This is a genomic window from Nonomuraea sp. NPDC048892 (genome assembly GCF_040649735.1).
Lineage (GTDB): Bacteria > Actinomycetota > Actinomycetes > Streptosporangiales > Streptosporangiaceae > Nonomuraea > Nonomuraea maheshkhaliensis.
The window spans coordinates 117,817-142,705 of sequence record NZ_JBEZFZ010000002.1 but is presented as its reverse complement, the minus strand read 5'-3'; the positions used below and the strand labels follow the sequence as shown (position 1 = coordinate 142,705).

Genomic DNA, 24,889 nt, shown 5'->3' with positions numbered 1-24,889 from the left:
GGCCTCAGCGCTGGTAGGCGCCGGCGTCGGGCGCGGCGGGCAGGGCCTTGCCCTTGACGTCCTTGCCGAACGCCTTGCCGCCGTACCACCTCGGGGTGAGCACCAGGCCGCGGCCGAGCGCCGGCGAGCCGGGACGCAGGCGCAGGTCGGTGCGGGAGACGAACTTCGGGTCGGCCATGACCGACTTCGGCCCGAGCTTGAACCTGGCGCTGCGGCCCTTGTAGACGCCGCCGTCCTCGTCGGCGCCCGAGCCGTCCTCCCAGCCGGCCTCCCCGCCCACCGCGATCACGTTGTTGCGCAGCTTGAGTATCGACGGCGCGCACCCGTCGTGGCAGGACCAGCCGATGGTGTCCCTGGCCGGCAGGTAGACCGAGTTGTGCACGGCGACCGTGCCCTTGACCGGGCCGACGATGTGGCGGGGGCCGCGGGTGATGAGGAAGGAGCCGCGGCTGCGGGAGGAGGTGACGACGTTGAAGGCGAAGACGTTGCCGGTGGCGGTCTTGCCCTTCTGGGCGCCGAGCTCGGTGAAGGTCTCGTTGTTCCTGGAGACGTTGTGGGTGATGCGGTTGCGGTCGCCGTTGAAGATCTCGACGGCGGCCCCGTCGGTGCCGTAGTCCTTGCTCTTGGCGAAGCTCCCGGAGATGGTGTTGCCGGTCACCACGTTGTCGTCGCCGTTGAGGAGCACGCCGAAGGCGCCGGAGTCGTTGTCGCCGCCCTCGTCGTTGACGCTCATCCGGTTGTTGTCGGTCAGGACGCTGTCGCGGATGGTGTTGCGCGAGCCGGACGCCGGGACGTAGACGCCGGTGATGTTGCGGTCGGCCTGTACGCCGATCAGTTCGTTGGAGTCGCCGCCGATCGCGAAGCCGGCCCAGCGGCAGCCGGAGACGCGCAGGCCGCTGATCCGCCAGTGGTTGCCCTTGACGCTGACGCAGTCGGCCTCGGTGCCGGTGATCGTGGCCAGGGCGCCCTTGCCGTACGCCTTGACGGTGATGGGCTGCCCGGCGGTGCCGCTGGCCTCCAGCGTGAGCGGCCCGGTGAACTTGCCGCCGCGCTTGAACAGGACGGTGTCGCCGGGCTTGAACTCGGCCGCGTTGACCTTGTCCAGCGACTTCCAGGCGCTCGACGCGCTGGTGCCGGCCGCGCCGTCGTCGCCCGCGCGGGAGTCGACGTAGTAGGTGGTGCCCGCCTGTGCTGCGAGGGCCGCGGACGGAACGGCAGGCAGGAGCGTGGCCATCACGGCTACGGACAGCAACCTCATAACAGGCACACCACTATCTAGTTGGGGGACACGGAGGATCAGCAGACGCCACCGTAGCGTGATGGGTGTGGGAGGCGCCACAGACGTTACGAAGGTGTTCACTTGGCATGACGCAGTCGTGAGAGACGGCGGGAGCCCCTGTGGACGCGGGGGCGGAAGGGCGGCCCCGCCGGTACGGAGTGTGCATGGTGCACACACTCTCCGTACACATGACGAACACGTAGGCGAAAGCCGTGGAAGAACTTGCGAAAGAAGGTCCTCACCGAGCGCTCATCTGACCTGCTCAGCCTCCCCGCCGGCCCTCATGGGGAGATCTGCAACTTTCCGCAACTTACACTTGACCACTCGCGGGTGATCGCGACATCGTTGACCAGAAAATCCCCCGGCATCCGGGTCATCCCAGAAGAAGGACAAACATGCTCGGCAATGACGACTGGTGGCGTGATGCCGTCGTGTACCAGGTCTACCCCCGCAGCTTCGCCGACTCCGACGGCGACGGCATGGGAGACCTCGCCGGCGTGCGCGAGCGCCTGGGATACCTGTCGAAGCTGGGCGTGGACGCCATCTGGCTGAGCCCCTTCTACACCTCCCCCATGGCCGACGGCGGCTACGACGTGGCCGACTACCGGGACGTGGACCCCATGTTCGGCACGCTCGCCGACTTCGACGCGCTGGTCGCCGACGCCCACGGCCGGGGCATCAGGGTCATCGTGGACCTGGTGCCCAACCACTCCTCCGACCAGCACCCCTGGTTCAAGGAGGGGCTGCGCGAGCGGTACGTCTTCCGCGACCGCCCCAACGACTGGGAGTCGATCTTCGGCGGCCCGGCGTGGACGCAGGTCGAGGACGGCTCGTGGTACCTGCACCTGTTCGCCCCCGAGCAGCCCGACCTCAACTGGGACAACCCGGACGTACGGGCCGAGTTCCGCGACATCCTGCGCTTCTGGCTCGACCGGGGCGTGGACGGATTCCGCGTCGACGTGGCGCACGGCATGATCAAGGCCGAGGGCCTGCCCGACGTGGGGCAGAAGGACGGGCCGCAGGCCGAGATGCTGGGCGACGAGCAGGTGCCCTACTTCGACCAGGACGGCGTGCACGACATCTACCGCGAGTGGCGGCCGATCCTCGACTCCTACCCCGGCGGACGGATGGCGGTGGCCGAGGCGTGGGTTTCCTCCCCTGAGCGGCTGGCCCGCTACGTGGGGCCCGACGAGCTGCACCAGGCGTTCAACTTCGAGTTCATGATGGCGGACTTCCACGCGAAGTCGTTCCGTACCGTCATCGAGAAGTCGCTGAAGGAGGCCGACCTGGTCGGCGCGCCCACCACGTGGGTGCTGTCCAACCACGACAAGCCGCGGCACGTCACCCGCCACGGCGGGCTCGCCCGCGCCCGCGCGGCGACGCTGCTCATGCTGGCGCTGCCAGGCTCGGCCTACCTCTACAACGGCGAGGAGCTGGGCCTGCCGGAGGTGCTCGACCTGCCGGACGAGCTGCGCCAGGACCCGGCGTTCCTGCGGCGCGGCGAGAGCCGCGACGGCTGCCGGGTGCCGATCCCGTGGATCTCCACGGGCGACCTGGGCTGGCGCGACCCGTGGCTGCCGATCCCGGCCGGGTGGGCTGCGCTGTCGGCCGAGGCCCAGGAGGACGACCCCGCCTCGACGCTGAACCTCTACCGGGCCGCGCTGAAGCTGCGCAAGACGCATCCCGCGCTCGGCGGCGGCACGCTGACGTGGCTCTACTCCCCCAAGGACGTGCTGGTCATCGAGCGCGATCCGGGGCTGGTCGTGGCGCTCAACACCGGCGAGACGCCGGTGCGGCTCGCCGTGTCCGGCGAGGTGCTGCTGTCCAGCGGCCCGCTGGCCGCCGACGGATCGCTCCCGCCGGACACGACGGTCTGGCTCCAGCGCTGAAGATGCCGCCTCGGTTTCACCTCGGCGCTGCTCCGGCGCCGAGGATGCGCCCCTGCTCAAGCTCCGGCGCCGAGGAACCGGCCCGGCTCAAGCTCCGACGCTGACGGTTGGCGCAATCTTTCCCTTTTCACGGTATATACCCGACATAGCGGAGCAATCACTCTCGGTAGCCTCGGGGGATGGCACCCTGGTGGGCCAGGTCCCTGCGCGCACGCGTCACCCTCATCGCGACGGCCGTAGCCGCCCTCGTGCTCATTCCCGTGGGCATGGTCGGCGTCGTCGCGGCCCGTTCCCTGGTCGCCGCCAGCGTGTTCGGCCAGACCAGGGACGCCGCCGAGCGGATCGCGTTCGAGATGCGCGGCGGCACCCTGCCCACCGGCGCCGCCATCCCCGTGCCCAACCCGTCCGTCGACCTGATCCAGATCGTCGGGCCGGAAGGGGAGCTGATGGCCACCAGCGACGCGGCCAGGAACCTGCCGCCGCTCAGCGACGTGCGCCCCACCCCCCAGAACCGGATCATCAACACCACCACCTGCCTGCCGACGGAATGCGTGCACGTGACGGCGGTGCGGGTGAGCCTGTTCTCCGACTCCCCTGTCGTCTACGCCGGCCGCAGCACGCCCGAGGTGCTGTCGAGCCGGATACTCGAGATCGTCGTGCTCGGCGAGGTCGCCCTGCTCATCGCGCTGACGGGATGGGCGACGTGGCTGGTCACCGGCAAGGCGCTGCGGCCGGTGGCGACCATGCGGACCGAGCTGGACGCCGTGCACGCGGGAGACCTCAGCCACCGCGTGACCGAGCCGCCGGGCGACGACGAGGTGGCGCAACTGGCCCGCTCCATCAACGGCACGCTGGCCCGCCTGGAACACTCGGCCGAGCAGCAGCGCCAGTTCGCCTCCGACGCCTCCCACGAGCTGCGCACCCCCATCGCCGGGCTGCGCGCCCAGCTGGAGAGCGCCCAGCTCTATCCGGACGACACCGACATCGAGGCGCTGGTGGACAGCGCGCTGCGCGACACCGACCGGCTGGAGGCCATCATCAGCGACCTGCTGCTGCTGGCCAGGATCGGCTCCCGGGTGGACCTGGTCAAGGAGCGCGTCGACCTCGCCGATCTGGTGCGCCAGGAGCTGGCCGTGCGCAGCGACAAACTGCCCGTCCAGACGGACCTGGCCGAGGGGGTCACGGTCGAGGGCGTACGCCTCCAGCTCGCCAGGGTCCTGACGAACCTGCTGGACAACGCCCAGCGGCACGCCGAGCACACGGTACGGGTGGAGGTCGGCCACGAGCCGGGCCCAGGGGCGGGGACCGCCGTGCTGGCGGTCGAGAACGACGGCGTGGAGATCCCCGTGGCCGACCGCGAGCGCATCTTCGAGCGTTTCACCCGCCTGGACGCCGCCCGCGACCGCGACTCGGGCGGCACGGGGCTGGGCCTGGCCATCGCCAGGGACGTGGCGCTGGCCCACCGCGGCCAGATCTGCGTGGAGGACTTCGCGGGAGGCGCGAGATTCGTGCTGCGGCTGCCGGCCGTGAACCGGCAGCCGCGTTAGATGTCCCGTCCCGGTGTCCCGTCCGGGATCCCGGTACGGCTAGGCGGGCGACATCTCCTTCTCGGGCTCCCCACGTGGACCTTCGGCGGCGGGCGTGTCGTCGTGGTCGTCCAGCAGCGTGGCCTCGTCGAACGGCGCCTGCCCGGCCAGCACCCGTCCGGCGCGCTCCCGGTCGAACTCCCCGGTCCAGGTGCCGACGAGCACGGTGGCCACGGCGTTGCCGGCGAAGTTCGTCAGCGCCCTGGCCTCGGACATGAACCGGTCGATGCCCACGATGAGACCCACGCCGTCCACCAGCTCGGGCCGGTGCGCCTGGAGGCCGCCGGCCAGCGTGGCCAGGCCCGCGCCGGTCACGCCCGCCGCGCCCTTGGAGGCGATCATCATGAACAGCAGCAGCGCCACCTGCTCCCCGAACTCCAGCGGCGAGCCGGTCGCCGAGGCGATGAACAGCGTGGCCATGGTCAGGTAAATCGCGGTGCCGTCGAGGTTGAAGGAGTAGCCGGTCGGCACCGTGATGCCGGCCACGGTCTTGCTCACGCCCAGGTGCTCCATCTTGGCGATGAGGCGGGGCAGGGCGGTCTCCGACGACGAGGTGGACAGGATCAGCAGGAACTCGCGGCCCAGGTAGCTGAGCAGCGACCACAGGTTGATCCGCGCGACGGCCCAGAGGAGCGCGCCCAGCACCACGCCGACGAACAGCACGCAGGTCACGTAGAAGGCGATCATGATGATGGCCAGGCTCTTGAGCGCCTCGATGCCGGTGGCGCCCACGACGGCCGCCATCGCGCCGAACGCGCCCACCGGCGCGGCCCACATGATCATGGCGAGGACGCGGAACACGAGCCGCTGGAAGTGCTCGACCCCGCGCAGGATGGGCGCGCCCTTGGGGCCCATGGCCTGCAGCGCGAACCCGGTCAGCAGCGCGACCAGCAGCGCCTGCAGCACGGAGCCGTCGGTCAGCGCCGACACCACCGTCTTGGGGATGATGCCGAGCAGGAAGTCGACCGTGCTCGCGTCCGCGCCCTTGGCCGCCTCGGCCTCGGCCGCCTGCCTGGCGGTGTCGGTGAGCTGCAGGCCGGAGCCCGGGTCGATGACGTTGCCGACGGCCAGGCCGATGACCAGCGCTACCGTGGACATGACGATGAAGTAACCGAGGGCGAGGCCGCCGACCTTGCCCACCTGGGCGGCCTGACGCACCGAACCGATGCCGAGCACGATGGTGCAGAAGATGATGGGGCCGATCACCATCTGGATCAGTGCCACGAATCCGGTGCCGAGCGGTTTGAGTTCCTTGCCCACGTCCGGCCAGATGAAGCCGACCAGGATCCCGAGCAGGACCGCCACGATGACGGCCAGGTAGAGATAACGAGTGCGATCGCGCATAGGGGGCTGCTCCGGCGTTTTGGAGGGACCTTCTTGATGTGCGAATATGCGCCTCACGAGTGATGCAGGTCACCATTGCGTAAGTTTCGTTCACGGGAGAGTGCTCAGATGCGGCGCTGGAGCCTGGCGGGGCAGATGCTCGTCCTGCAGCTGCTCGTGGTCGCCGTCACGGTGGCGGGCGGCGCGGTGCTCGCGCTCGTGCAGGCCAGGCAGGTGCTGACCGAGGACGCGGGTCGCACGGCGAGCGCCGTGGCGCTCAGCGTCGCGGTCTCGCCCGACGTGCTGGCCGCCCTGGACGAGCCGGACCCGAGCGTGCGGCTGCAGCCGTACGCCGAACGGGTGCGCCTGGCGACGGGGGTCGACTTCATCACCATCATGCGGCCGGACGGCACCCGCTACACCCACCCCAACCCGGCCGAGATCGGCAAGCGCTTCCTCGGGCACACCGGCAGGGCGCTGGCGGGCGAGACGTTCACCGAGACCTACACCGGCACGCTCGGCGCGTCCAGGAGGGCCGTGACGCCGGTCGTGGCGGGCGGCCGGGTGCGAGCCCTGGTCAGCGCCGGCATCACGATCGACAAGATCAGCGCGAGGCTGCGCGACCAGTTCGCGTGGGGAGCGCTCGTCATCGCGCTCGCGCTGTCGCTGGGCGCGGCCGGCACCTGGCTGGTCACCGCGCGGCTGCGCCGCCAGACGCACGGGCTCGGACCGGTCGAGCTGGGCCGCATCCACGAGCACCACGACGCCGTCCTGCACGCGGTCAGGGAGGGCCTGCTGCTGGTCGGCAAGGACGGCACGCTGACGCTGTGCAACGACGCGGCCAGGCAGCTGCTGGGCCTGCCCGCCGACGCCGAGGGCCGTCACGTGGGCGAGCTGGGGCTGGGCGAGCTGCTCACCGGCGCGGAGGAGCGGGTCCACCTGGTCGGCGACCGGGTGCTGGCCGTCAACGGCGCCGCCAGCAGGCTGGGCACGGTCGTCACCGTACGCGACCACACGGAGCTGCAGGCGCTGACCGGCCAGCTCGACGCCGAGCGCGGCTTCGCCGACTCGCTGCGCTCGGCCGCGCACGAGGCGGCCAACCGGCTGCACACGGTGATCACGCTGGTCGAGCTGGGCCGCACGGAGCAGGCGGTGGCGCTCGGCACGGCGGAGCTGCGGGCGGCGCAGGAGCTGACCGACCGGGTGGTGGGCTCGGTACGCGAGCCGGTGCTGGCCGCGCTGCTGCTGGGCAAGAGCGCCGAGGCCGCCGAGCGCGGCGCCGAGCTGGTGATCAGCCAGGACAGCGAGCTGGACGACCCGGGCCTCGACCCGCGCGAGCTGGTGACGATCGTGGGCAACCTGATCGACAACGCGCTCGACGCGGCCGGACGGGTCGAGGTGCGGCTGCGCGGCGGGGAGGATGAGGTCGTGATCAGGGTGGCCGACGACGGGCCAGGGCTGGCCGACCAGGCCGCGTTCGAGAAGGGCTGGACCACCAAGGGCGACGGGCACGGGCTCGGCCTGGCGCTGGTCGGCCAGGCGGTGCGGCGGCTGGGCGGCTCCATCGAGGTGGCCGGCTCGGAGTTCACGGTGAGGCTGCCGGTCCCATGACGATCTCCGTGCTGGTGGTCGAGGACGAGGAGATCACCGCCGAGGCCAACCGCATCTACGTGGAGCGGGTGCCCGGGTTCGCGGTGGCCGGCGTGGTCAGGTCCGGCGGGGAGGCGCTGCGCTTCCTGCGCGGGCGGCCGGTGGACCTCGTGCTGCTCGACCTCTACCTGCCCGACATGCACGGGCTGGAGGTGTGCCGGGCGATCCGGGCCGGCGGCCTCATGTGCGACGTCATCGCCGTCACCTCCGCGCGCGACCTGGCCATGGTGCGCTCGGCGGTGTCGCTGGGGATCTCCCAGTACCTGCTCAAGCCGTTCACGTACGCGACACTCGCCGAGAAGCTGACCCGTTACGCCCGGTTCAAGCAGGAGGCGGGCGGCGGCGCCACCGCGGTCGGGCAGGGCGACGTGGACCGCGTCCTCGGCACCCTGCGCGGCTCGTCCGAGCTGCCCAAGGGCATGGCCCGCGACACCCTCGACAGCGTGGTCGCCCGGCTGCGCGAGCACCCCGGCGGGGCCGGCGCGCAGGCCGTGGCCGACGCGGTCGGCGTGTCCAGAGTGACGGCGCGGCGTTACCTGGAATACCTGGTGGAGCTGGGGGTGGCGGTCCGCATCCCGCAGTACGGCGGCGTGGGCCGGCCAGAGTTGCTCTACCGGATCCCCATGGAAAGTTAATGAGGGTGACGCTGGGCGTTCAATCCGGCCTTCTAGCTTCTGGGTGCAATCCGATGCACTGAGGAGACACCTTGCGAGTCCTGGCCGTAGTTCCCGCCCGCGGAGGTTCGGCGGGCGTACCCCTGAAGAACCTCGCCCTGGTCGGGGGCGTTCCGCTGGTCACCCGGGCGGTGCGGGCGTGCCGGCGCGCCGAGCTGATCGACGAGGTCGTGGTCAGCACCGATCACGACGGGATCGCCGAGACCGCGCGCGAGGCGGGCGCGCTGGTCGTGGAGCGCCCCGCCGAGCTGAGCGGCGCCACCGCCTCCAGTGAGTCCGCGCTGCTGCACGCGCTCGACACCCTCGGCGAGGACCCCGAGGTCGTCGTGCTCGTGCAGTGCACCAGCGCGTTCATCGACCCGGCCGACCTGTCGGCGGCGGTGCGCAAGGTGCTCGACGGCGAGGCCGACTCGGTCGTGTCCGGGCTGCCCACGCACGAGTTCCTCTGGACGGCGGGCGGCGCGGGCGTCAACCACGACCCGGCATTCAGGCCGCGCAGGCAGGACCGCGAGCCGGAGTTCCGCGAGAACGGCGCCTTCTACGTCATGCGCACCGCCGGCCTGCGCGAGCACGGGCACCGCTTCTTCGGCTCGGTCGCCGTGCAGCCCGTGCCCGCGCAGCACGGCATCGAGATCGACAACCCGGAGGACCTGGAGCTCGTCCGCGCGCTGGCCCCCTTCGTGGACGCGCCGGAGCCGATCGACGTGGACGCCGTCATCACCGACTTCGACGGCGTGCACACCGACGACCGCGCCTACATCGACTCGGAGGGCCGCGAGATGGTGCTGGTCAGCCGCTCCGACGGGATGGGCGTGTCGCTGCTGCGCCGTTCCGGGGTGAAGGTGCTGGTCATGTCCACCGAGCAGAACCCGGTGGTCGCCGCCCGCGCCCGCAAGCTCGGCGTCCCCGTGCTGCAGGGGCTGGCCGACAAGCGCACCGTGCTGCGTGACTGGCTGACCATCGAGGGGCTCGACCCGGCCCGCGTGGCCTACGTCGGCAACGACGTCAACGACCTGGGCCCGATGAGCGAGGTCGGCTGGCCGGTGGCCACCCCCGACGCCCACCCGCGCGTGCGTGCCGCGGCCAGGGTGGTGCTGACCAGGCCCGGCGGCGACGGCGCGGTGCGCGAGCTGTGCGACCGCGTGGTGGCCGCCCGCCCCGAGCCGGCGGCCGCCGCGGCGCGGACCCGGCCGCAGTTCGGGCCGGTGGCGATCGGCGACGTCCGGGTCGGCGACGGCGAGCCCGTCTACGTCATCGGCGAGATCGGCATCAACCACAACGGCGACGTCGAGCTGGCCAGGCGGCTGATCGACGTGGCGGCCGAGGCCGGCTGCCAGGCGGTCAAGTTCCAGAAGCGCACTCCCGCGATCTGCGTGCCCGAGGAGCAGAAGGGGCAGATCAGGCAGACGCCGTGGGGCGAGATGACGTACCTGGAGTACAAGGAGCGCACCGAGTTCGGGCGCGCGGAGTACAGCCAGATCGCCGAGCACTGCCGCGAGCGCGGGCTGCACTGGTTCGCCTCGCCGTGGGACGTGCCGTCGGTCGCGTTCCTGGAGGACATGGGCGTCCTGGTGCACAAGGTGGCCTCGGCGAGCGTGTCCGACCACGAGCTGCTGCGCGCGCTGGCCGCCACCGGCAAGCCGCTCATCTTGTCGACCGGTATGTCCACGCTCTCGGAGATCGACGCGGCCGTGGAGATCCTGGGCACCGAGCGGCTGATCATGATGCACGCGACGTCCACGTACCCGCTGCCTCCCGAGGAGGCGAACCTGCGCACGATCACCACGCTGAAGGAGCGCTACGGCGTGCCCGTCGGCTACTCGGGGCACGAGCGCGGGCTGCAGATCTCCCTGGCGGCCGTCACGCTCGGCGCCGTCTGCGTGGAGCGGCACATCACCCTCGACCGCACCATGTGGGGCTCCGACCACGCCGCCTCGCTGGAGCCGTCGGGGCTTGAGCACCTCGTCCGCGACATCCGCATCATCGAGCAGGCCATGGGCGACGGCGTCAAGCGCGTCTTCCCCGGCGAGGAGGCCCCCAAGGCCCGCCTGCGCCGGGTGACCGTCTGATCCCGTCACCTCTCAGGAGAAACCCCCCTTGATCACCCTCTCGGTCGTCGTGCCCGTGCGGGACGGCGAGCGCTTCATCGCCGACGCGCTCACCTCGCTGTCCCGCAACGCGCGCCCCGGCTTCGAGTTCATCGTCGTGAACGACGGGTCCGCGGACGCCACGGGCGACATCATCGACGACTTCGCCGGTGACCTGCCCGGGCTGACCGTGCTGCGCAACCCCGCCCCGGTGGGGCTGGCCGACGCGCGGAACACGGGCCTGGCGGCCGCGACCGGCCGGTACGTCACGTTCATGGACGGCGACGACTGGCTCGCCCCCGGTTACCTGCAACGGCTCGTCGAGGCGATCGACGGGCTCGGCTGCGACTTCGTCCGCGCCGACCACGTGCAGGTCGAGGGCCGTAAACGGGTCGTGCACCGCGCCCCGCAGGCGCGGCGAGGCGCGGTGCTCGACCCTCGCGCCGCCATCCTGCCCGCCGGGGTGCGGACCATGGTCGACTACCCGTACGCGTGGGCGGGCGTCTACCGGCGTTCCCTGGGCGACCTGCTGCACTTCCCCGGCTCGCTGCACACCGCGGAGGACCGGCCGTGGATCTGGCGGCTGCACCGGGAGGCCGCCACGTTCGCGGTGGTGTCGCTGGCCGGGGTCTTCTACCGGCGCATGGTGTCCGGGTCGCTGACGCAGGTGGGCGACGAGCGCCAGCTGCACTTCTTCGACGCGTTCGAGCTGGTCTTCAAGGACCTGGAGCCGGAGTTCCTGCCCAAGGCGGCGCGTAACTTCTGCGCCCTGCTCGCCCACCACCTGGAGCTCGCCGACCGTTTCACGCCCGCCCTGCGCGCCCGCTTCGAGGAGCGCGGCGCGCAGATGGTGCGGGCGCTGCCGCCTGAGCTGGTGGCGGAGTCTGTGGCGCGGATGTCCGTCGAGCGCGAGGCCGCGCTGCGCGCCCTGGTGCCCGATCTGCCCCCCAGCCCGCACGTCCGGGTCCGCCGTGACCGGGAGGAGACATCGTGAAGGTCTTCTACGCCTCGACGCTGTTCGGGGTGATGTCGCTGGCGGCCGCCATCGACGACGGCCGGTTCGGCACGGGCCGCCGGGTCCTGATCGTGTCGAACAACGCGGCCGTCCCCGAGGTGGCCATGCCGGCCGACCAGGCGCCCGGCTTCGCCGCGCTGCGCTCGCGCTTCGACGAGGTGCGTTCCTGGAACGAGCTCATCGCGCCGCTGCATCCGTCGGACTGGCGGGCTCGGGTGATCGAGGTGCCGATGACGGAGCGGCTGATCCGCTCCCACTGGGGGCTCGACGGCGTCGAGGAGCTGGTGCTGGAGTCGATCGCGGTGCCGCCGGCGCGGACGATCGCGGGGCTGGTGCGCGACTGCCCGATCTCGGTCTACTCCGACGGGCTGATGAGCTACGGCCCGACGCGCGATCCGCTGCCCGCCGAGATCTTCCGGCGCATCGACCGGCTGATCCACCTGGACCTGGTGCCGGGGCTCGAACCGCTGCTGCTCAGCGAGTACGGCGTCGCCCCCGAGATCCTGCCCGGCGAGCGCTTCCTGTCAGTCGTGCGCGAAGTGTCGGAGATTTCGGAAATATCCGGAGTGTCCGGGCCGGCGATGATCCTCGGCCAGTACCTGTCGGCGCTGGACCTCCTCACGCCCGAGGAGGAGGCCGGCCTGCACGAGACCATGCTCAAGGCCCTGGTCGCGCGCGGCCACACCGACGTCGTCTTCAAGCCGCACCCGGCCGCCGGCCGCCGCCACGCCCAGTTACTGCGGGCCGCCGCGAAACCGCTGGACGTGCGGCTGACGGTGGCCCCGGAGAGCGTGCCGGCCGAGGTGTGCTTCGCCGCGCTGCGGCCCGAGCTGGTCGTGGGCTGCTTCTCCACGGGGCTGGTGACGGCCTGGCGCTACTTCGGGCTGCCGGTGGCCTCGTACGGGACCGAAACGGTGCTGCGGCGGCTGACCCCGTACGAGAACAGCAACCGGATCCCGGCCACCATCGTGGACGCCCTGCTGCCCAGGCTGTCGGCCGAGGGCCACATCGAGCGGCCGCCCGAGCCGGACCTGCCCGCGCTGCTGCGCGCGGTGGGCTATTGCATGCAGGCCGACGCCTACCCCGACCTGCGGCCCGACGGCATCGCGTTCGATCCGCGCTACTTCAAGCGCAGGCGGCTGGAGATGCTGGGCCTCGCCGACGCGGCCAGGCCCAGCGCGTTCACCAGGATCCGCAGGAAGCTCAGGTCAGCGCTTTGAGGCCGTCGCTCTGGCGTACGGCTCAGGTCAGCGCTTTGAGGTAGCGGCGCATCCGGCGCTTGGCCCGGTAGCCGGCCCGCAACATCTTCGGGGGCACCTCCACCCGGAGCCGGGCCCGGCGCCGGGCCGCCGCGTGCCCGGGGCCGTCGAGCAGCGACCTGGCGGGCGTCCGCGGCCCGGCGACCAGCCCGGCCAGCAGCCCCGTCCAGGAGTCACGCTCGGCCGGATGGAAGTAGTTGGCCGCGCACCAGGCGGGCGAGGCCGCGCGGAAGTCGCCCTTGGCCAGCTCCTCCATCGTGCCCAGCAGGTCGCTGCCCTCGAACACCAGGTTGATCATCTCGGCGCTCACGCCGAAGTCGCGCAGCACCAGCGACGGCACGCCCATGGCGATGGCCTCCAGCGCCGCCGTCGAGCTCACCGTGACGAACCCGGCCGCCCGTTCCAGCTGCTCCTGCATGGACCCGGCGGCGAACGTCAGCCGGCCCGGCTCGCCCATCTCCCGCCACAGCCGCTGGTAGTGGTGGCGCTCGTTGTGCGTCTGCCGCTCGCCCTCCAGCGCGCGCAGCTTGACCACCACGTCGAGGTCGGGCCGGTGTTCGGCCAGCTCGGCCAGCGACAGCAGGATCCGCTCGCGCCGCTCCCGCTCGCGCGGCACCTTGGCCTGGGTGGCGAACACCACCCGGTTCCCGCTGCCCGTGCCCGCCTCGGGACGCAGGAACGGCAGCCGGGCCAGCCCCACCGCCCCTCCCCCGCCGAGCCGGCCGGCGATCGCGGCGAACTCGGCCACCTCCCGCTCGCTGTGCACCACGAACAGGTCACAGCCGCTGCGGAACAGCCACGCCTTCTCGGTGGCGGGCACCGAGATGCCGGGCAGGCCGCTGACGAACACCGGCCGCGGGCGCAGCCCGCCGAGCACCTCGGCCACCAGCACGTCGACCACCGGGCCCGTACAGGCGACGAGGATCACGTCGGGCCTGGTGCGCTCGGCCAGCCGCCGCACGGAGCGCGCCGACAACACCGGCGGCCGCCCGCCGCCCTGCCCCTCGTCCTGCCCCTCGTCCTGCCCCTCGTCCGGCCCGCCTCCCCGCCTGCCGCTCCGCCCCTCGCCCCGCGTGCCGCGCACGGCCGCGGCGATCTGCTCGGGCGAGGGCGCGATCGGCGTGCGCACCACGACCAGCTCCGTCACGCAGCCCTCGGGCAGGTCACCGAGCAGGCAGGCCGCCCATTTCAGATACGAGTCGGAGTCGGCGACCGCCAGCACTCTCAACCGGACACTCCTGTCAAATGCGAGCGCAGGGCGGGAGCCGCCCTGCTGGTCCACCAGTCATCGGGTACGTCCACGGGCTCGACGGCGACGCCGCGCGGGCTGAGCAGCACCCGCAGCGAGGTGATCGCGGTCGAGGGCAGGCTGAGCACGCGCTGGCCGGGGTCCAGGCCGCGCAGCGTCAGCTCGGCCGGCGCGCCGGCGTCGTGGACGGTGATGCCGGGACGCTCCCGGATCAGCGCGACGTCCACGGGGTCCTCGCGGCGGTGCGGGTAGTAGGCCAGGGGCTCGCGGGTGGCCAGGTCGGTCAGCCAGCGCAGGTAGTGGTCGCGGTGCACGAGGCCGTTGCGGACCAGCGAGGTGCCGAGCACGACCGTGCGCTCGGCCGGTCCTTCGGCGCTCGGCGGCTGGGCACGCAGCCAGGCGAAGTCGTGGCGCACGAGATCGACGCCGGCGCGGCGGACGGCCGCTTCGAGCCGTTCGTCCACGGGCAGCGCGGTGAACACCGCCACCTCGCTCAGCCGCAGCCGCACCGCGGCGGCCAGCCCGAGCAGGGCGCGCACATTCGTGGAACGGGCGCGGGCGCGCAGCAGCGGCCGGTGCGGGCCCGCCGCCAGCAGCTCCAGCAGCCGCAGCGTGGCCAGGCCGTCATCCACGATGACGATGCGGCCAGGGCCGGAGGTGAGCCAGCGCAGTTGCACCCGTCCGGAGAAGGCGTCCCCGACCGCCTGCACGCGTCTCGGCATGCGCTCGCGCGGCTCGGCCAGTTCGAGGCCGTCGGGCAGCCCCAGCGCGCGCAGCTCACGCCGCGTGGCCTTCAGCGGCCGCAGGCCCGCGCGGGGCACGACGGCCGTCGCGGGGCCGAGCAGCCCGGCGTGGTGGGCCTCGACGGCGCACAGCATCTGGAGCGGGGACTCCACCCAGGCCGACGCCTGTTCGACCACTCCTTGCCCTCCCAGCGGGGTGATGGGCCGTTCACGACCGCTTCAAGCTAGCCCCACCGCCTTAAGCCCGCAGGAACGCGGTATGAACAATGGAGAGTATGAACTCGCTCTTGCTCAACACGGACGGCGTGCAGATCCCGCAGCTCGGGTACGGCGTCTTCCAGGTGCCGGCCGACGAGGCCGAGCAGGCGGTCGCCATCGCGCTCCAGACCGGCTACCGCCACATCGACACGGCCGCCGCCTACGGCAACGAGGAAGGAGTGGGCCGGGCCGTCCGCGCGAGCGGGCTGCCGCGCGAGAAGGTGTTCGTCACCACCAAGCTGTGGAACGGCGACCACGACCGCGCCGAGGCCGCCTTCGACGAGAGCCTGACCCGGCTGGGGCTCGATCACATCGACCTCTACCTCATCCACTGGCCGGTGCCGCGGCAGGACAAGTACGTCCAGGCGTGGAAGGCTCTGGAGCGGATCTACCGCGACGGGCGCGTCAGGGCCATCGGCGTGTCGAACTTCACCGTCGCCACGCTCACCCGGCTCATGGACGAGACCGACATCACGCCGGCCATCAATCAGATCGAGCTGCACCCGTACCTGCAGCAGCGGGAGCTGCGCGCCTTCCACGAGGCCAACGGCATCCTCACCGAGGCGTGGAGCCCGCTCGGGCAGGGCAAGGGGCTGCTCACCGATCCGGCGCTGACGATGCTGTCGGACAAGTGCGGCAGGACGCCGGCGCAGATCGTGCTGCGGTGGCACCTGCAGCTCGGGAACGTGGTCATCCCGAAGTCGGTCACGCCGGCGCGGATCAAGGAGAACATCGACGTGTTCGACTTCATTCTCGACCCGGAGACGATGGCGGCCATCGGGGCGATGAACAGGGGGCAGCGCATCGGGCCGGATCCTGACACGTTCAACGTGGCGTGACGGGCGGTTCACCGCCTTTGTGACGGGAGAGGTTTTCGGGGTGTCCCGATTTATCCCCACATAACCATATTTTTACCTTTCCTGTACGATCTGCGGCGTGCGAGAATTCACCTGGGGAATAGCGGCGACCGGCGGCATCGCGCGTACGGTGGGGGCGGCCATAGCCGCCGAACCGGGCATGCGGGTGGGCGCCGTCGGCTCACGAGATCTGGCCAGAGCGCAGGCTCTGGCCTCGACGCTGGAGGCGGAGTCGGCCTACGGCTCCTACGAGCAACTGTGCGCCGATCCGGCGATCGACGCCGTCTACGTGGCCACCCCGCACGCCCAGCACCTCCAGGTGGCCGAGGCCGCCATCGCCGCCGGTAAGGCCGTGCTCTGCGAGAAGCCGCTGGCGGCCACCATGGACGACGCCGAGAAGATGGTGCGGCTGGCGCGCGAGGCGGGCGTGTTCCTGATGGAAGCGATGTGGATGCGGTTCAACCCCCTCATCCAGCAGATCGCGGCCGATCCGCGCTTCGGCGAGCTCCGCTCGGTGCAGGCCACCTTCGGCTTCGCCGCCCCGTACGATCCCGCGCATCGCCTGTGGGCGCCGGAGCTGGGTGGCGGCGCCCTGCTCGACCTGGGGATCTACCCGTTCAGCCTGGCTCAGCTGCTCCTCGGCACGCCCTCGGGCCTGAGCTTCACCGGCTCCCTGGCCCCGACCGGGGTGGACGCGGAGGCGGCCGGCACGTTGCTCTACCCCGGCGGACGGCACGCTCTCGTGGCGGCCTCGTTGCTGGGGAATTACCCGAACATGGCCAGTGTTGTGGGTACTCAGATGCGGGCGGACATCCCGGCGCCGTTCTGGGCGCCGAAGCGGATCCTCCTCACCGGGCCCTCCATGGAGCCGGAAGAGCACGTTCTCGATCCGGCGGACAACGGATACGCCGGGGAGCTTCGCGAAGTCCGTGCCGCCACGGCCGAAGGCAGGACCGAATCCTCGATCATGCCGCTTGACGAATCCCTTGCCATGATGGGACTTCTGGCCGACGCGCGCAGACAACTCACCTGACTGCGCTTTTATGGATTTGTAATCCTCTTGCCTCATGTATTACCTTATGAGGCACCTTGAGGCATACGCCCGGTTTGTCCGGCTATGTCTGACCATCGCACGAAAGATCACAGGATCGTCCTGTGACCGCTGAATCCGTCTTCGTACGGAACCGGGGACCCATGTCCTTGGGGTGAATCGGCACTCCGGTGCCGTAGGGCAGCTTCCACGCCCGAACCCGTCAGCTAACCCGGTAAGCGGCATGGAAGCAAGGAGTAACCCCCTCGATGGCCAAGTACCGTCTTACTGCTGCGCCCAAAACCGGCATCACCCGCGCCCTCCTGGGCGGAGCCATCCTGGCCTCCGCCCTCGGCGCCCCTCTCGCGGCCAACGCCGACACCGCGACCGGAGTAGCCGCGGCCACCGCCGCCAGGCACCCGGACTCCGCCACCGCCGCCCACAAGGCCGGTGACAGGAGCGAAGAGACCAAGGTCAACGTCACGGCCGACCAGGTCCTGTCCGTGGCCAAGGCCCAGATCGGCACCTCCGAGAACGCCTCCGGCGGCGGCACCAAGTACCAGCAGTGGTACGCCAACTCGAAGCGCGCCGCCGAAACCGTGGCCCGCGACGGCGGCAACCGCAACGCGTACCTGAACGCCGCCTGGTGCTCGATGTTCGTCTCCTGGGTCGGCGAGCAGACCGGCGCCCGCCCGCAGGTCGGCTGGGATGCCTACACCGTCGCCCACGCCAAGTGGTTCCGGGCCAACCACCGCTTCGGCGACGTCGCCAAGCCCGGCGCCGTGGTCTTCTTCTCCTGGAAGGGCGGCAAGTCCCTCAGCGACATCCAGCACGTCGGCTTCGTCCTGAAGGACAACCAGAACGGCACCATCTCCACGATCGAAGGCAACACCGGCAACGGCCGGGTCGAGGAGCGCGTCCGTCCGAAGTCGCAGGTCGTCGGCTACGGCTACCCGGACTACGCCGCCTGACAAACCCACCCACGAGCGCGCGCCCCACGAGGGGGCGCGCGCTCGCGCCTTTCCGGAGGTACGGGCCCCGCTCGGGGGCTCCCGGGCCCAGCCGGAGCGAGAGGTACGCCACCGCGAGCCTCGATCCGTCGAGCCGCCTCCACGACGCAGCGCAGGAGCACCTGCCGCCGATCCTCGCTGAAACCGTCCAGCAGGACCGCGGAACTGCTGCCGGCCAACGCGTGCGTGCGGAGATCCTGCTCCAACTCCGGCCACCACGAGGGCCGAAGATCCACCGGCTCCTCCGCCCCGACTCGGGCGGTTTCGATGAAGAGAACCGCGAGCGCCACGTCATAAGCCCAGAACATCGCGTCACCGGAGATCACCGGCACTGTCTCGCTCAACAGGACTCCTCCGCAGCCAATCGCTCCCAGCGCACATCATGGCCCGAAGACGCGTATGGGGACGCCGCTGCACCGGACAGAGCGAGACCCGGATAGGACCGGTCGAACCGATCACGTCCGCCGTACGTCATCAAGGCATGATGATGCGTGTGCTCGCGGCGTTCTCCATCGCGACAGTCCTGTTCCTGGTCACCGCCGGTCCGGTGACCGCCGCTTCGGGCTGCTCGTGTGCGATGCTCACGCCACGACAACAGGTCAGCGCGGCGACGGCCGTCTTCTCCGCTACCGTCACGGACGTCCGCGTGGGCGAATCGATGCTGAACGGCGGCTCCGTCACCGCCAGCCTCCGTGCCGACCACGTCTACAAGGGCGCGCCGACCGCCGAGTTCGAGGTCTTCACCAAGGCGCAGGGGCCGGCCTGCGGGTACAAGTTCGTGGAAGGCGCTCGCTACCTGGTGTTCGCCCGTACCCGAGGCTCAGAACTGAGCACGAGCCTGTGCTCGGGCAACAGACGTCTACCCGTCGGCGACCACCCGCTGCGACTCTCCGACCGAACCCAGGGTGCGAGACCGCTCACCCCCGAACTGATCACCGCCCTCGGAACCCCTGTCCGGGTCGAAGCCGAACCCCCGCCCGCTCCCGACAGGACCGGTGTCATGGTGATCGCCGCGTTGGCTGGGGCGGTCGTACTGGCAGGAATCGCATGGGCACGCCGGAGGGCTCGGGCACGCTGATTGCCAGGCGGTCACCTCCGGGCGATCATCGTGACCGGGTGCCGTGACCTGGGAGAAGAATCCACTCTCAGAGGAGGGACCGTAAACAACGGATGAGACCAGTGTCAACCAATGGCGCTAGACGATGTCCATCTAGTCACGCTAGACGACTCGCGTATCGCCCCCTAGAATCCCCCGCATGGAACACTTCGAGAAGATCTTTGACGAGCCCGAATGCGATGGCGACCCGGACGAGTTCGTCGACGTCAAGTTCGCCCAATACCCCGCCACAGCCACCCGCGACGGCAACCAGTGGACCGTAACCGTCCATGACCTGCCCGACGGGCGCGCCGTCCTGGCCCAGGGTTCGCACTGGACCGAAGCTCACCGGAACACACACAAGCTCGTCGCCGAACTGCTCGGCGAACAGCCTCACGCCGTCGGCATCACCATGCGACCGGACGACCCGGAGATCGTCGCCGCCCTCGACGCGGTCACCCTCGCCCGCACTGCCCGAGCGGACGCCGAGCAGGCCGAGCGCAACACGGTCGCCGGCGCGGCTCGCCTGCTCACCGGCAAGGGGTGGACGGTGCGGGACGCCGGGGGCGTCCTGGGCCTGTCGCCGCAGCGCATCAGCCAGCTGGCGCCCCGCAGCACCGAGTAGGGCCACTGGCGGGGCCCTGAATGTGCCGGACGGGTTACTCGACATAGGCGCCGGTCTTCTGGCCTGAGCCGGCGCACTTCTTGCCCGTCCCCGGATTTGTGTGATGAGGGGCCTTCGAGCCTGGCCTGACGCCGAAGAAGACCTCGGCGCACCATCTGCACTGGGAATCGCTCATGGGCATGTGCGGTTCATTTCCCGCGGTGACGGTTCCGAGCCGGGAAGTCAGGTGCTCATTTGCGGGTCGTCGTGATCAAGTCGCGGGCGCCCTGGTGGAGCAGGTCGGAGGCGACGCGGGAGCCGAGCGTGGCAGGATCCGCGGGGTCACCCCACATGTGGGTCCTGACGAACGTGGAGCCGTCACGGTTGAACACCATCCCGGACAAGCTCATGAGGCCGTCCGCCGTCGTCGAGGCGTACCCGGCGATCGGGCTGTTGCAGTGGCCGCGCAGCATGTGCAGCATCGTCCGCTCGGCCAGGATGTGCGCGGCCGTCGCCGGGTGGTTGAGCTCGCCGAGCAGTCGCATGATCGGGACGTCCGCCTGCCGTGCCTGGACGCCGATCACCGCGGCGCCCACCGCGGGCACCATGGACACGACGCCCTCGTCCGCTGGATGGAACTCCACCGGAAGGACCTCGACGTGCCGTCCGGTGGCGCCGATCCGCCGCAGGCCGGCGCGGGCCAGGATGAGGCCGGCGTACGTGTGATCGTTGTCGAGCTTGCCGAGGCGGCTGTTGACGTTGCCGCGGATGCGCTCCGCGCGCAGGTCGGGCCGGACCATGTGGAGCTGCGCGCGGCGGCGCACGCTGCTGGTGCCGATGACGGAGCCCGCGGGCAGCTTGTCGAGGGGCGTGCCGTCGCGGGTGACGAGCACGTCGTGCACGTCGTCACGCTCCAGGTAGGCGCCGAACGCGAGACCGGGCGGGAGCGGCACGTCGCCCGGAACGTCCTTCATGCAGTGCACGGCGATGTCCACCCGGCCGGCCATGAGGGCCCGGTCGATCTCCTTCGTGTAGAGGCCCTTGCCGCCCAGCTCGGACAGGTCGCCGGGCCAGAGATCGGCCGTGGTGGTCATGGGCACGATCTCGATGTCGAGGCCGGGCACGCGCTTCTGGATGCGGTCGCGTACGCCACCGGCCTGGTGCAGCGCCATGGGCGAGCTACGCGTCCCGATCCGCAGCGGCCGGTCGGGGAACGCGTCTTGCAGAGCATCGGTCATAGTGGTCTTCCGGTCGGCCGCTGGCGGGTGGCATGCGTACGGTTATCGACGCTAGCGGAGGGTGGTCCTGGTCCTCGGTTCGGGGCTCGCAGGTGCGCTCCGGGAAGTCGATCACCGGCTTCGCACCGAAGATGAGGACGGCCGGATACAGCCACATCAGGACGTCTCTCACGACGCCGCCTTATGGTCCTTGTGGTGCTGGTCGTCGAGGTCTTTCATCAGAGCGGACACGCCGCCGTGGAGCCCGATGCCCCACAAGCTGATCCGCAGTTGCGGAGGCCCGACCGCGGCCGGCTTCTCGTCTGTGCTCTTCGCGGTCACGGGGGTGCCTCCCTCGAGTGAGTGGTGCGATGACGCCGGGCGCAGAGGGCCGGCCTGAGCGAGGGCATAGGAGATCACCCACTGGGGAAAGCTGAGCCGCAACACGGCGAGCTGACGATCACGCAAGTCGAGCTCCAGCCACGCCCCGATCACGGCGTCTCGTTGGGCGAAGGTCGTGTCCCGATCAATGAGGCTCATTGCGGGCACCACCCGGCGAACTCAATTGCGTCGGCCGAATTGATGGCTATGCCGGAATTCACTTCGGCGGCCTTTCTGATCAGGGCTTACGCGCCGTCCAGGAGTTTCGCGTTTCCAGCAGGAAGCGCAGTGTCATAGTGAGAGAATTCGGGGAGCGCATCCAAGGGGGTGGATGTTGGAACGCGAGTTTCCACCAACCCCACCAACGAGGAGATGGGCTTGAATGCCTCGCCGCCCTGACGCCGTCGATCCCGCCGCGTCGCCCTGGCACCTGCTGGGCTCAGAGCTGCGCTACTGGCGCGATGAGGTGCGCGGCCTCAGCCAGCGCGACGCGGCGGCCCAGGCACGCTGCGACCATGGCGATCTGTCAAGATGGGAACGCGGCCAAGCGCCGGTTCAGCCCGATGTGATCGAGCGACTGGATTCCTTGTATGGTGCACAAGGGCGGCTAAAAGCGCTTCATGCCTTTGCCGGCGAATTTGACCGCCTTCGCCAGGCCGCGCCTGAAAGGGCCCATAATCTTGCCGAGGATGATGACATGCATCGGCGCGCTGCGATGAGACTGATCGCCGCTTTGAGCGCGGGAGCGGTCATACCGCCAGGCACTATAGAGACGTTGTTCTCCGGGATCGAGAACGCCGTCGCCGAACGCGAGGTCCGCTCCGACGATTGGCAAGAAGTCGCGTGGGAGCACGGCTTCGCCTACTACACCCAGGCGCCGGGAACACTCGTCCACGCCGTGGCCGCTGACCTGGCCGAGGTCTCTCGGCTCCTCGGGCGAACCTCCTCCGCGACCGCTCGCACCGGTCTGCTACGGGTCGGCGCGCAACTCGCCGTACTCATGGGCATGGAGTTGAGCGACGTCGGCGAGCCCCGGCCTGGCCGAGGCACTCCGCGCACGGGCGTTCATCTCCGCCTCGCAGGGCGACGTCCACACGACCCGCGCCGCCCTGGGCGATCTGGGAGGCGTGTTCGAGAGGCTGCCCGACGACGCGACCAGCGACCGGACAACGCCGCTGTGGAGCTTCGTGGAACGCGATGCCGCGTGGGCGGACGCCTACTCGCTGGCTCTGATCGGAGACACCGCGGACGCGACCCGCGCGGTGGACCGGGCGATCTCGCTGTGCCCGACCACGTTCATCGGCAACATCACGCACTACGAGCTCGTGCGCGCACTGGCCCTCGTCGGGGACGGCCACGTCAACGACGGGCTCGCGCACGCCGTGACCACCGCGCGGGCGTGGCCTGTCAGCACGATCCGGCGCCGCACGCTCGGCCGGATCCTCGACGCGTTGCCGGAGCAGAGCCGCGCGCTGGAGGCGGCTCGCGAGCTACGCAGCTTGACCGCCGGATCGCCCGCGGACGTCTAGATCATCGCGCGCGGGATGCTCATCATGGTGGCCGCTCGCGGCCTATCTGACCTGGCCCTATGGCAGTTTCGCTCGCGAGGTGAGGCGCTGAGATTCGCTCTCAGCGCCTCACCTGTTTCAAGATCAGGTACGGCGGGGCAGGCATCGTCCCTCCCTGACGCCCTCGCCCATCCATCTATAGGGCTGCATCATGGCATCATGCTCGCATGCGACAGCTGTGGGATCTCTGGTCGCAGTGGTGGTCTGGATCCTCCCTGACCGGTAGCCAGCTCTGGGGTCTCCAGCTGACGTACTGGGCCCGGATCGGCAAGCTCCTGCAGTTCATGGCTGGACTGACGGTGATCCTCGACCTCATCGGTCCCGAACCGCTGCGTGCTTTCGGCAAGCGGTTACTCCGGGTGCCCTGGGCCCGAGGTTTCTCCTCCGGTGCCGAGAAGGTGGCCGTGGTCACCTTCGTTACCACGCTGTTGGCCTACATTGCCCTGTGGGTCTTGATGTTCGTGTCCGAATTCGTCGCACCGGTTGAGCAGTTCTTCGCCCAGCTCTTAACCCCGCTTTGGACAGCCGGCCGGTGGATCGACCAGAGGCCCTGGCTGCTCCCCCTGCTGATACTCGGCTTTTTCTCTTTCCTGGCGCTCTCCTCCGTTGTTCATAAGCGGCTGTGGCCTCAGGACGACACCACCAAGACACGCAAGGAACTACGCGGCGAGCTGGACCTGGCGCTGTTCGTCACCCCAGTGGCGCTGATCGCGGCCATCGCCGTCGGACTCCTGCTTCTACCGTGGCTGATCTTCATCTATGGCCTCTGCGTACCGCTTAGCCGAGGCATCGGATGGTTGCTGGACCGTCACCGACCGGCGCACCCGGCCCGCTGGATCGCTCTCGTTCTGTTCATTGTGGGGTTCCATTTCGATCTCCTGGCTTCCTGACAGTCTCCGCTTCGTGCGTTCCACGCACGGCTTCAAGATCATTTGATGCGTGGCACCTTCTTGTACCGGCCGCGCAGGGCCTCCGCCGAGACCTGGCTGAGCTGGTCAGCGGGCACCCACTCCACGAGCTTCTGGTGAATCTCACCCGCCTCCGACCGGGACGTCACCACCCACGTCACCAGCCCCTCCCACGAGTCGGGCGCGGTCTGCCGCCACGCCGGCAGGAACGCCCCGCGGTCGTAGACTCGCCCTCCGGTGCGTACGCCACCAGCGGCGGGATCGCGACCGGGTACGCGGCCTCGTCGTACAGGTTCGGCTTCCTGGTGCTCACGAAACGTCACCTTTGCGAGGACCTGATGCGCCGTATCGAACACATGCCCCTCCCCGAGATCGCCCGCGCCGTCCGGAACCCGAAGGAGCACGACCTTCCGGCCATCAGGAAGTCGATCGAACCCTCGCCGGCGAACTCGACGAGCGCACCGGCCGCCTCGTCGCTGGGCATGGGCGGCTACACGTCCTGGAGGAGATGGCCGGCGAGAGCAAGGCGCCACCCGAGGGTGTGAAGATCGGCGACGACGGGGTGTGGCTGGTGCCCATCCTGCGCGGCTGGACCTCGCGCAGCGACGCGGAGGCGGAGGCGTACCTGGTGGCGGCGAACCGGCTGACCGAGCGCGGCGACTGGGATCACGGCATGTTCGAGCTGGTGATGCAGACGATGATCGCCGAGGCCGCTGCTCGCGGGCAGGCTGACCTCGACCTGGTCAGTGTGGACTCCACCACCGCTCGCGCGCACCATCATGCTGCCGGGATGGCCTTGGACGGTGAACTGGCGGCAGCGCTCGAAGAAGCCGCCGGACGTGAAAAGGTCCGACAGCTATCTGGCCGACCTCCACCTAGCGAGCCGTCTTATGGATTCGAATCCTCTGACAGGCCTGAACATCCGAACTTCGTACAGGCTCTAACATCAGCTCCTGATCGCTCACTTATTCGGCGACGTGTTTTCGACTACAGCGGGGTTGCTGGCAAAGCTTCTATCACAATAGACACTTCCATGGTAGGTCATCAATGCCCCAGAGGGGCGAATAGGGTGAAGTTCGGCAACGACCTGATCGGGAACACCGCGAACGCACAAGCTAGTAGCGACCGTGCCGCCTGGAGCGAGCTGGGCGCTCATAGTGACAAACCAGCCGACTAATCTTTCGGCCCGAAGACGAGGCCCTTTTG

Annotated in this window: 24 protein-coding genes, 1 pseudogene and 1 riboswitch; of the genes and pseudogenes, 16 read left to right on the top strand and 9 right to left on the bottom strand. The window is 70.1% G+C overall.

The features are described 5' to 3' along the window. Positions 1 to 4 precede the first annotated feature (4 nt). Complete coding sequence (locus AB0C28_RS06150; protein WP_358073240.1) at positions 5 to 1,258, bottom strand: right-handed parallel beta-helix repeat-containing protein; 1,254 nt, start codon at positions 1,256 to 1,258, stop codon at positions 5 to 7. Between the two features lie 416 nt (positions 1,259 to 1,674). On the opposite strand from AB0C28_RS06150, the gene AB0C28_RS06145 reads away from it, so the two are divergent. Together AB0C28_RS06145 and AB0C28_RS06140 are read left to right on the top strand one after the other, a co-directional pair. Continuing rightward, complete coding sequence (locus tag AB0C28_RS06145; RefSeq protein ID WP_358073239.1) at positions 1,675 to 3,168, top strand: glycoside hydrolase family 13 protein; 1,494 nt, start codon at positions 1,675 to 1,677, stop codon at positions 3,166 to 3,168. A 179-nt stretch (positions 3,169 to 3,347) separates the two neighbouring features. Further along, on the top strand, positions 3,348 to 4,715 hold the full coding sequence (locus AB0C28_RS06140) for a HAMP domain-containing sensor histidine kinase (protein ID WP_358073238.1): 1,368 nt from the start codon (positions 3,348 to 3,350) through the stop codon (positions 4,713 to 4,715). Between the two features lie 39 nt (positions 4,716 to 4,754). On the opposite strand, the gene AB0C28_RS06135 is transcribed toward AB0C28_RS06140, so the two are convergent. Then, entirely contained in the window at positions 4,755 to 6,098 is a 1,344-nt protein-coding gene (locus AB0C28_RS06135; RefSeq protein ID WP_357841129.1) for a cation:dicarboxylase symporter family transporter, read from the bottom strand. A gap of 108 nt (positions 6,099 to 6,206) precedes the next feature. Between AB0C28_RS06135 and AB0C28_RS06130 the strand changes: the two genes are divergently transcribed. The 5 genes from AB0C28_RS06130 (at position 6,207) to AB0C28_RS06110 (ending at position 12,723) form a co-directional block, all read left to right on the top strand. Then, on the top strand, positions 6,207 to 7,688 hold the full coding sequence (locus tag AB0C28_RS06130; RefSeq protein WP_358073237.1) for a sensor histidine kinase: 1,482 nt from the start codon (positions 6,207 to 6,209) through the stop codon (positions 7,686 to 7,688). Further along, a complete protein-coding gene (locus AB0C28_RS06125) occupies positions 7,685 to 8,362 on the top strand; it encodes a response regulator (RefSeq protein ID WP_357841123.1) in 678 nt (225 codons plus the stop codon). Before AB0C28_RS06130 ends, AB0C28_RS06125 begins: the two co-directional genes overlap by 4 nt. A 71-nt stretch (positions 8,363 to 8,433) precedes the next feature. Next, the gene (locus tag AB0C28_RS06120; RefSeq protein ID WP_358073236.1) at positions 8,434 to 10,470 is read left to right on the top strand and encodes an N-acetylneuraminate synthase family protein; all 2,037 of its coding nucleotides are present in this window, start codon (positions 8,434 to 8,436) and stop codon (positions 10,468 to 10,470) included. Between the two features lie 28 nt (positions 10,471 to 10,498). After that, on the top strand, positions 10,499 to 11,482 hold the full coding sequence (locus AB0C28_RS06115; protein WP_357841118.1) for a glycosyltransferase family 2 protein: 984 nt from the start codon (positions 10,499 to 10,501) through the stop codon (positions 11,480 to 11,482). Continuing rightward, on the top strand, positions 11,479 to 12,723 hold the full coding sequence (locus AB0C28_RS06110) for an alpha-2,8-polysialyltransferase family protein (protein WP_358073235.1): 1,245 nt from the start codon (positions 11,479 to 11,481) through the stop codon (positions 12,721 to 12,723). Before AB0C28_RS06115 ends, AB0C28_RS06110 begins: the two co-directional genes overlap by 4 nt. Positions 12,724 to 12,745: 22 nt before the next feature. On the opposite strand, the gene AB0C28_RS06105 is transcribed toward AB0C28_RS06110, so the two are convergent. Both AB0C28_RS06105 and AB0C28_RS06100 read right to left on the bottom strand, forming a co-directional pair. After that, positions 12,746 to 13,984, bottom strand: coding sequence for a DUF6716 putative glycosyltransferase (locus tag AB0C28_RS06105; protein WP_358073586.1), 1,239 nt, complete (start codon positions 13,982 to 13,984; stop codon positions 12,746 to 12,748). Between the two features lie 2 nt (positions 13,985 to 13,986). Beyond that, positions 13,987 to 14,931: a hypothetical protein gene (locus AB0C28_RS06100; protein ID WP_358073234.1), complete on the bottom strand. Its 945-nt coding sequence runs from the start codon at positions 14,929 to 14,931 to the stop codon at positions 13,987 to 13,989. Positions 14,932 to 15,029: 98 nt separating this feature from the next. On the opposite strand from AB0C28_RS06100, the gene AB0C28_RS06095 reads away from it, so the two are divergent. The 5 genes from AB0C28_RS06095 to AB0C28_RS06075 all read left to right on the top strand — a co-directional run bounded on the left by AB0C28_RS06095 (position 15,030) and on the right by AB0C28_RS06075 (position 19,630). Next, complete coding sequence (locus tag AB0C28_RS06095; protein ID WP_357841109.1) at positions 15,030 to 15,851, top strand: aldo/keto reductase; 822 nt, start codon at positions 15,030 to 15,032, stop codon at positions 15,849 to 15,851. A gap of 97 nt (positions 15,852 to 15,948) precedes the next feature. Further along, on the top strand, positions 15,949 to 16,902 hold the full coding sequence (locus tag AB0C28_RS06090) for a Gfo/Idh/MocA family oxidoreductase (RefSeq protein ID WP_358073233.1): 954 nt from the start codon (positions 15,949 to 15,951) through the stop codon (positions 16,900 to 16,902). Between the two features lie 117 nt (positions 16,903 to 17,019). Then, a riboswitch (cyclic di-AMP (ydaO/yuaA leader) is annotated at positions 17,020 to 17,156 on the top strand. A gap of 12 nt (positions 17,157 to 17,168) precedes the next feature. Then, entirely contained in the window at positions 17,169 to 17,870 is a 702-nt protein-coding gene (locus tag AB0C28_RS06085; protein ID WP_357841103.1) for a CHAP domain-containing protein, read from the top strand. 520 nt (positions 17,871 to 18,390) lie between these two features. After that, positions 18,391 to 18,987, top strand: a complete 597-nt coding sequence (locus AB0C28_RS06080; protein WP_357841097.1) for a hypothetical protein — start codon at positions 18,391 to 18,393, stop codon at positions 18,985 to 18,987. 178 nt (positions 18,988 to 19,165) lie between these two features. Further along, positions 19,166 to 19,630, top strand: a complete 465-nt coding sequence (locus AB0C28_RS06075; protein ID WP_357841094.1) for a type II toxin-antitoxin system HicB family antitoxin — start codon at positions 19,166 to 19,168, stop codon at positions 19,628 to 19,630. Between the two features lie 230 nt (positions 19,631 to 19,860). Here AB0C28_RS06075 and hemC read toward each other — a convergent pair whose 3' ends face one another. Beyond that, the gene (gene hemC / locus AB0C28_RS06070) at positions 19,861 to 20,847 is read right to left on the bottom strand and encodes a hydroxymethylbilane synthase (RefSeq protein WP_358073232.1); all 987 of its coding nucleotides are present in this window, start codon (positions 20,845 to 20,847) and stop codon (positions 19,861 to 19,863) included. A 168-nt stretch (positions 20,848 to 21,015) separates the two neighbouring features. Next, positions 21,016 to 21,366, bottom strand: a complete 351-nt coding sequence (locus AB0C28_RS06065; RefSeq protein ID WP_358073231.1) for a hypothetical protein — start codon at positions 21,364 to 21,366, stop codon at positions 21,016 to 21,018. A gap of 223 nt (positions 21,367 to 21,589) precedes the next feature. Between AB0C28_RS06065 and AB0C28_RS06060 the strand changes: the two are divergent. Further along, positions 21,590 to 21,805: pseudogene (locus tag AB0C28_RS06060) on the top strand (helix-turn-helix transcriptional regulator); the annotation flags it as partial. A gap of 9 nt (positions 21,806 to 21,814) precedes the next feature. On the opposite strand, the gene AB0C28_RS06055 reads toward AB0C28_RS06060, so the two are convergent. Next, entirely contained in the window at positions 21,815 to 22,060 is a 246-nt protein-coding gene (locus AB0C28_RS06055; protein WP_357843109.1) for a hypothetical protein, read from the bottom strand. Between the two features lie 274 nt (positions 22,061 to 22,334). Between AB0C28_RS06055 and AB0C28_RS06050 the strand changes: the two genes are divergently transcribed. Further along, positions 22,335 to 22,736, top strand: a complete 402-nt coding sequence (locus AB0C28_RS06050) for a hypothetical protein (protein ID WP_357843106.1) — start codon at positions 22,335 to 22,337, stop codon at positions 22,734 to 22,736. 206 nt (positions 22,737 to 22,942) lie between these two features. Continuing rightward, entirely contained in the window at positions 22,943 to 23,665 is a 723-nt protein-coding gene (locus AB0C28_RS06045; RefSeq protein WP_358073230.1) for a hypothetical protein, read from the top strand. 38 nt (positions 23,666 to 23,703) lie between these two features. On the opposite strand, the gene AB0C28_RS06040 is transcribed toward AB0C28_RS06045, so the two are convergent. Together AB0C28_RS06040 and AB0C28_RS06035 are read right to left on the bottom strand one after the other, a co-directional pair. Then, positions 23,704 to 23,844: a hypothetical protein gene (locus AB0C28_RS06040; protein WP_358073229.1), complete on the bottom strand. Its 141-nt coding sequence runs from the start codon at positions 23,842 to 23,844 to the stop codon at positions 23,704 to 23,706. Continuing rightward, a complete protein-coding gene (locus tag AB0C28_RS06035; RefSeq protein ID WP_358073228.1) occupies positions 23,841 to 23,996 on the bottom strand; it encodes a hypothetical protein in 156 nt (51 codons plus the stop codon). Before AB0C28_RS06035 ends, AB0C28_RS06040 begins: the two co-directional genes overlap by 4 nt. 195 nt (positions 23,997 to 24,191) lie before the next feature. Here AB0C28_RS06035 and AB0C28_RS06030 point away from each other — a divergent pair, with 195 nt between their 5' ends. Continuing rightward, a complete protein-coding gene (locus tag AB0C28_RS06030; RefSeq protein WP_358073227.1) occupies positions 24,192 to 24,860 on the top strand; it encodes a hypothetical protein in 669 nt (222 codons plus the stop codon). Positions 24,861 to 24,889: the final 29 nt, after the last annotated feature.

Coding starts and splice junctions, on each gene's coding strand:
- AB0C28_RS06150 (WP_358073240.1), bottom strand. CDS start 1,258: ATGAGGTTGCTGTCCGTAGCCGTGATGGCCACGCTCCTGCCTGCCGTT.
- AB0C28_RS06145 (WP_358073239.1), top strand. CDS start 1,675: ATGCTCGGCAATGACGACTGGTGGCGTGATGCCGTCGTGTACCAGGTC.
- AB0C28_RS06140 (WP_358073238.1), top strand. CDS start 3,348: ATGGCACCCTGGTGGGCCAGGTCCCTGCGCGCACGCGTCACCCTCATC.
- AB0C28_RS06135 (WP_357841129.1), bottom strand. CDS start 6,098: ATGCGCGATCGCACTCGTTATCTCTACCTGGCCGTCATCGTGGCGGTC.
- AB0C28_RS06130 (WP_358073237.1), top strand. CDS start 6,207: ATGCGGCGCTGGAGCCTGGCGGGGCAGATGCTCGTCCTGCAGCTGCTC.
- AB0C28_RS06125 (WP_357841123.1), top strand. CDS start 7,685: ATGACGATCTCCGTGCTGGTGGTCGAGGACGAGGAGATCACCGCCGAG.
- AB0C28_RS06095 (WP_357841109.1), top strand. CDS start 15,030: ATGAACTCGCTCTTGCTCAACACGGACGGCGTGCAGATCCCGCAGCTC.
- AB0C28_RS06085 (WP_357841103.1), top strand. CDS start 17,169: ATGGCCAAGTACCGTCTTACTGCTGCGCCCAAAACCGGCATCACCCGC.
- AB0C28_RS06080 (WP_357841097.1), top strand. CDS start 18,391: ATGATGATGCGTGTGCTCGCGGCGTTCTCCATCGCGACAGTCCTGTTC.
- AB0C28_RS06075 (WP_357841094.1), top strand. CDS start 19,166: ATGGAACACTTCGAGAAGATCTTTGACGAGCCCGAATGCGATGGCGAC.
- hemC (WP_358073232.1), bottom strand. CDS start 20,847: ATGACCGATGCTCTGCAAGACGCGTTCCCCGACCGGCCGCTGCGGATC.
- AB0C28_RS06065 (WP_358073231.1), bottom strand. CDS start 21,366: ATGAGCCTCATTGATCGGGACACGACCTTCGCCCAACGAGACGCCGTG.
- AB0C28_RS06045 (WP_358073230.1), top strand. CDS start 22,943: ATGCGACAGCTGTGGGATCTCTGGTCGCAGTGGTGGTCTGGATCCTCC.
- AB0C28_RS06030 (WP_358073227.1), top strand. CDS start 24,192: ATGGCCGGCGAGAGCAAGGCGCCACCCGAGGGTGTGAAGATCGGCGAC.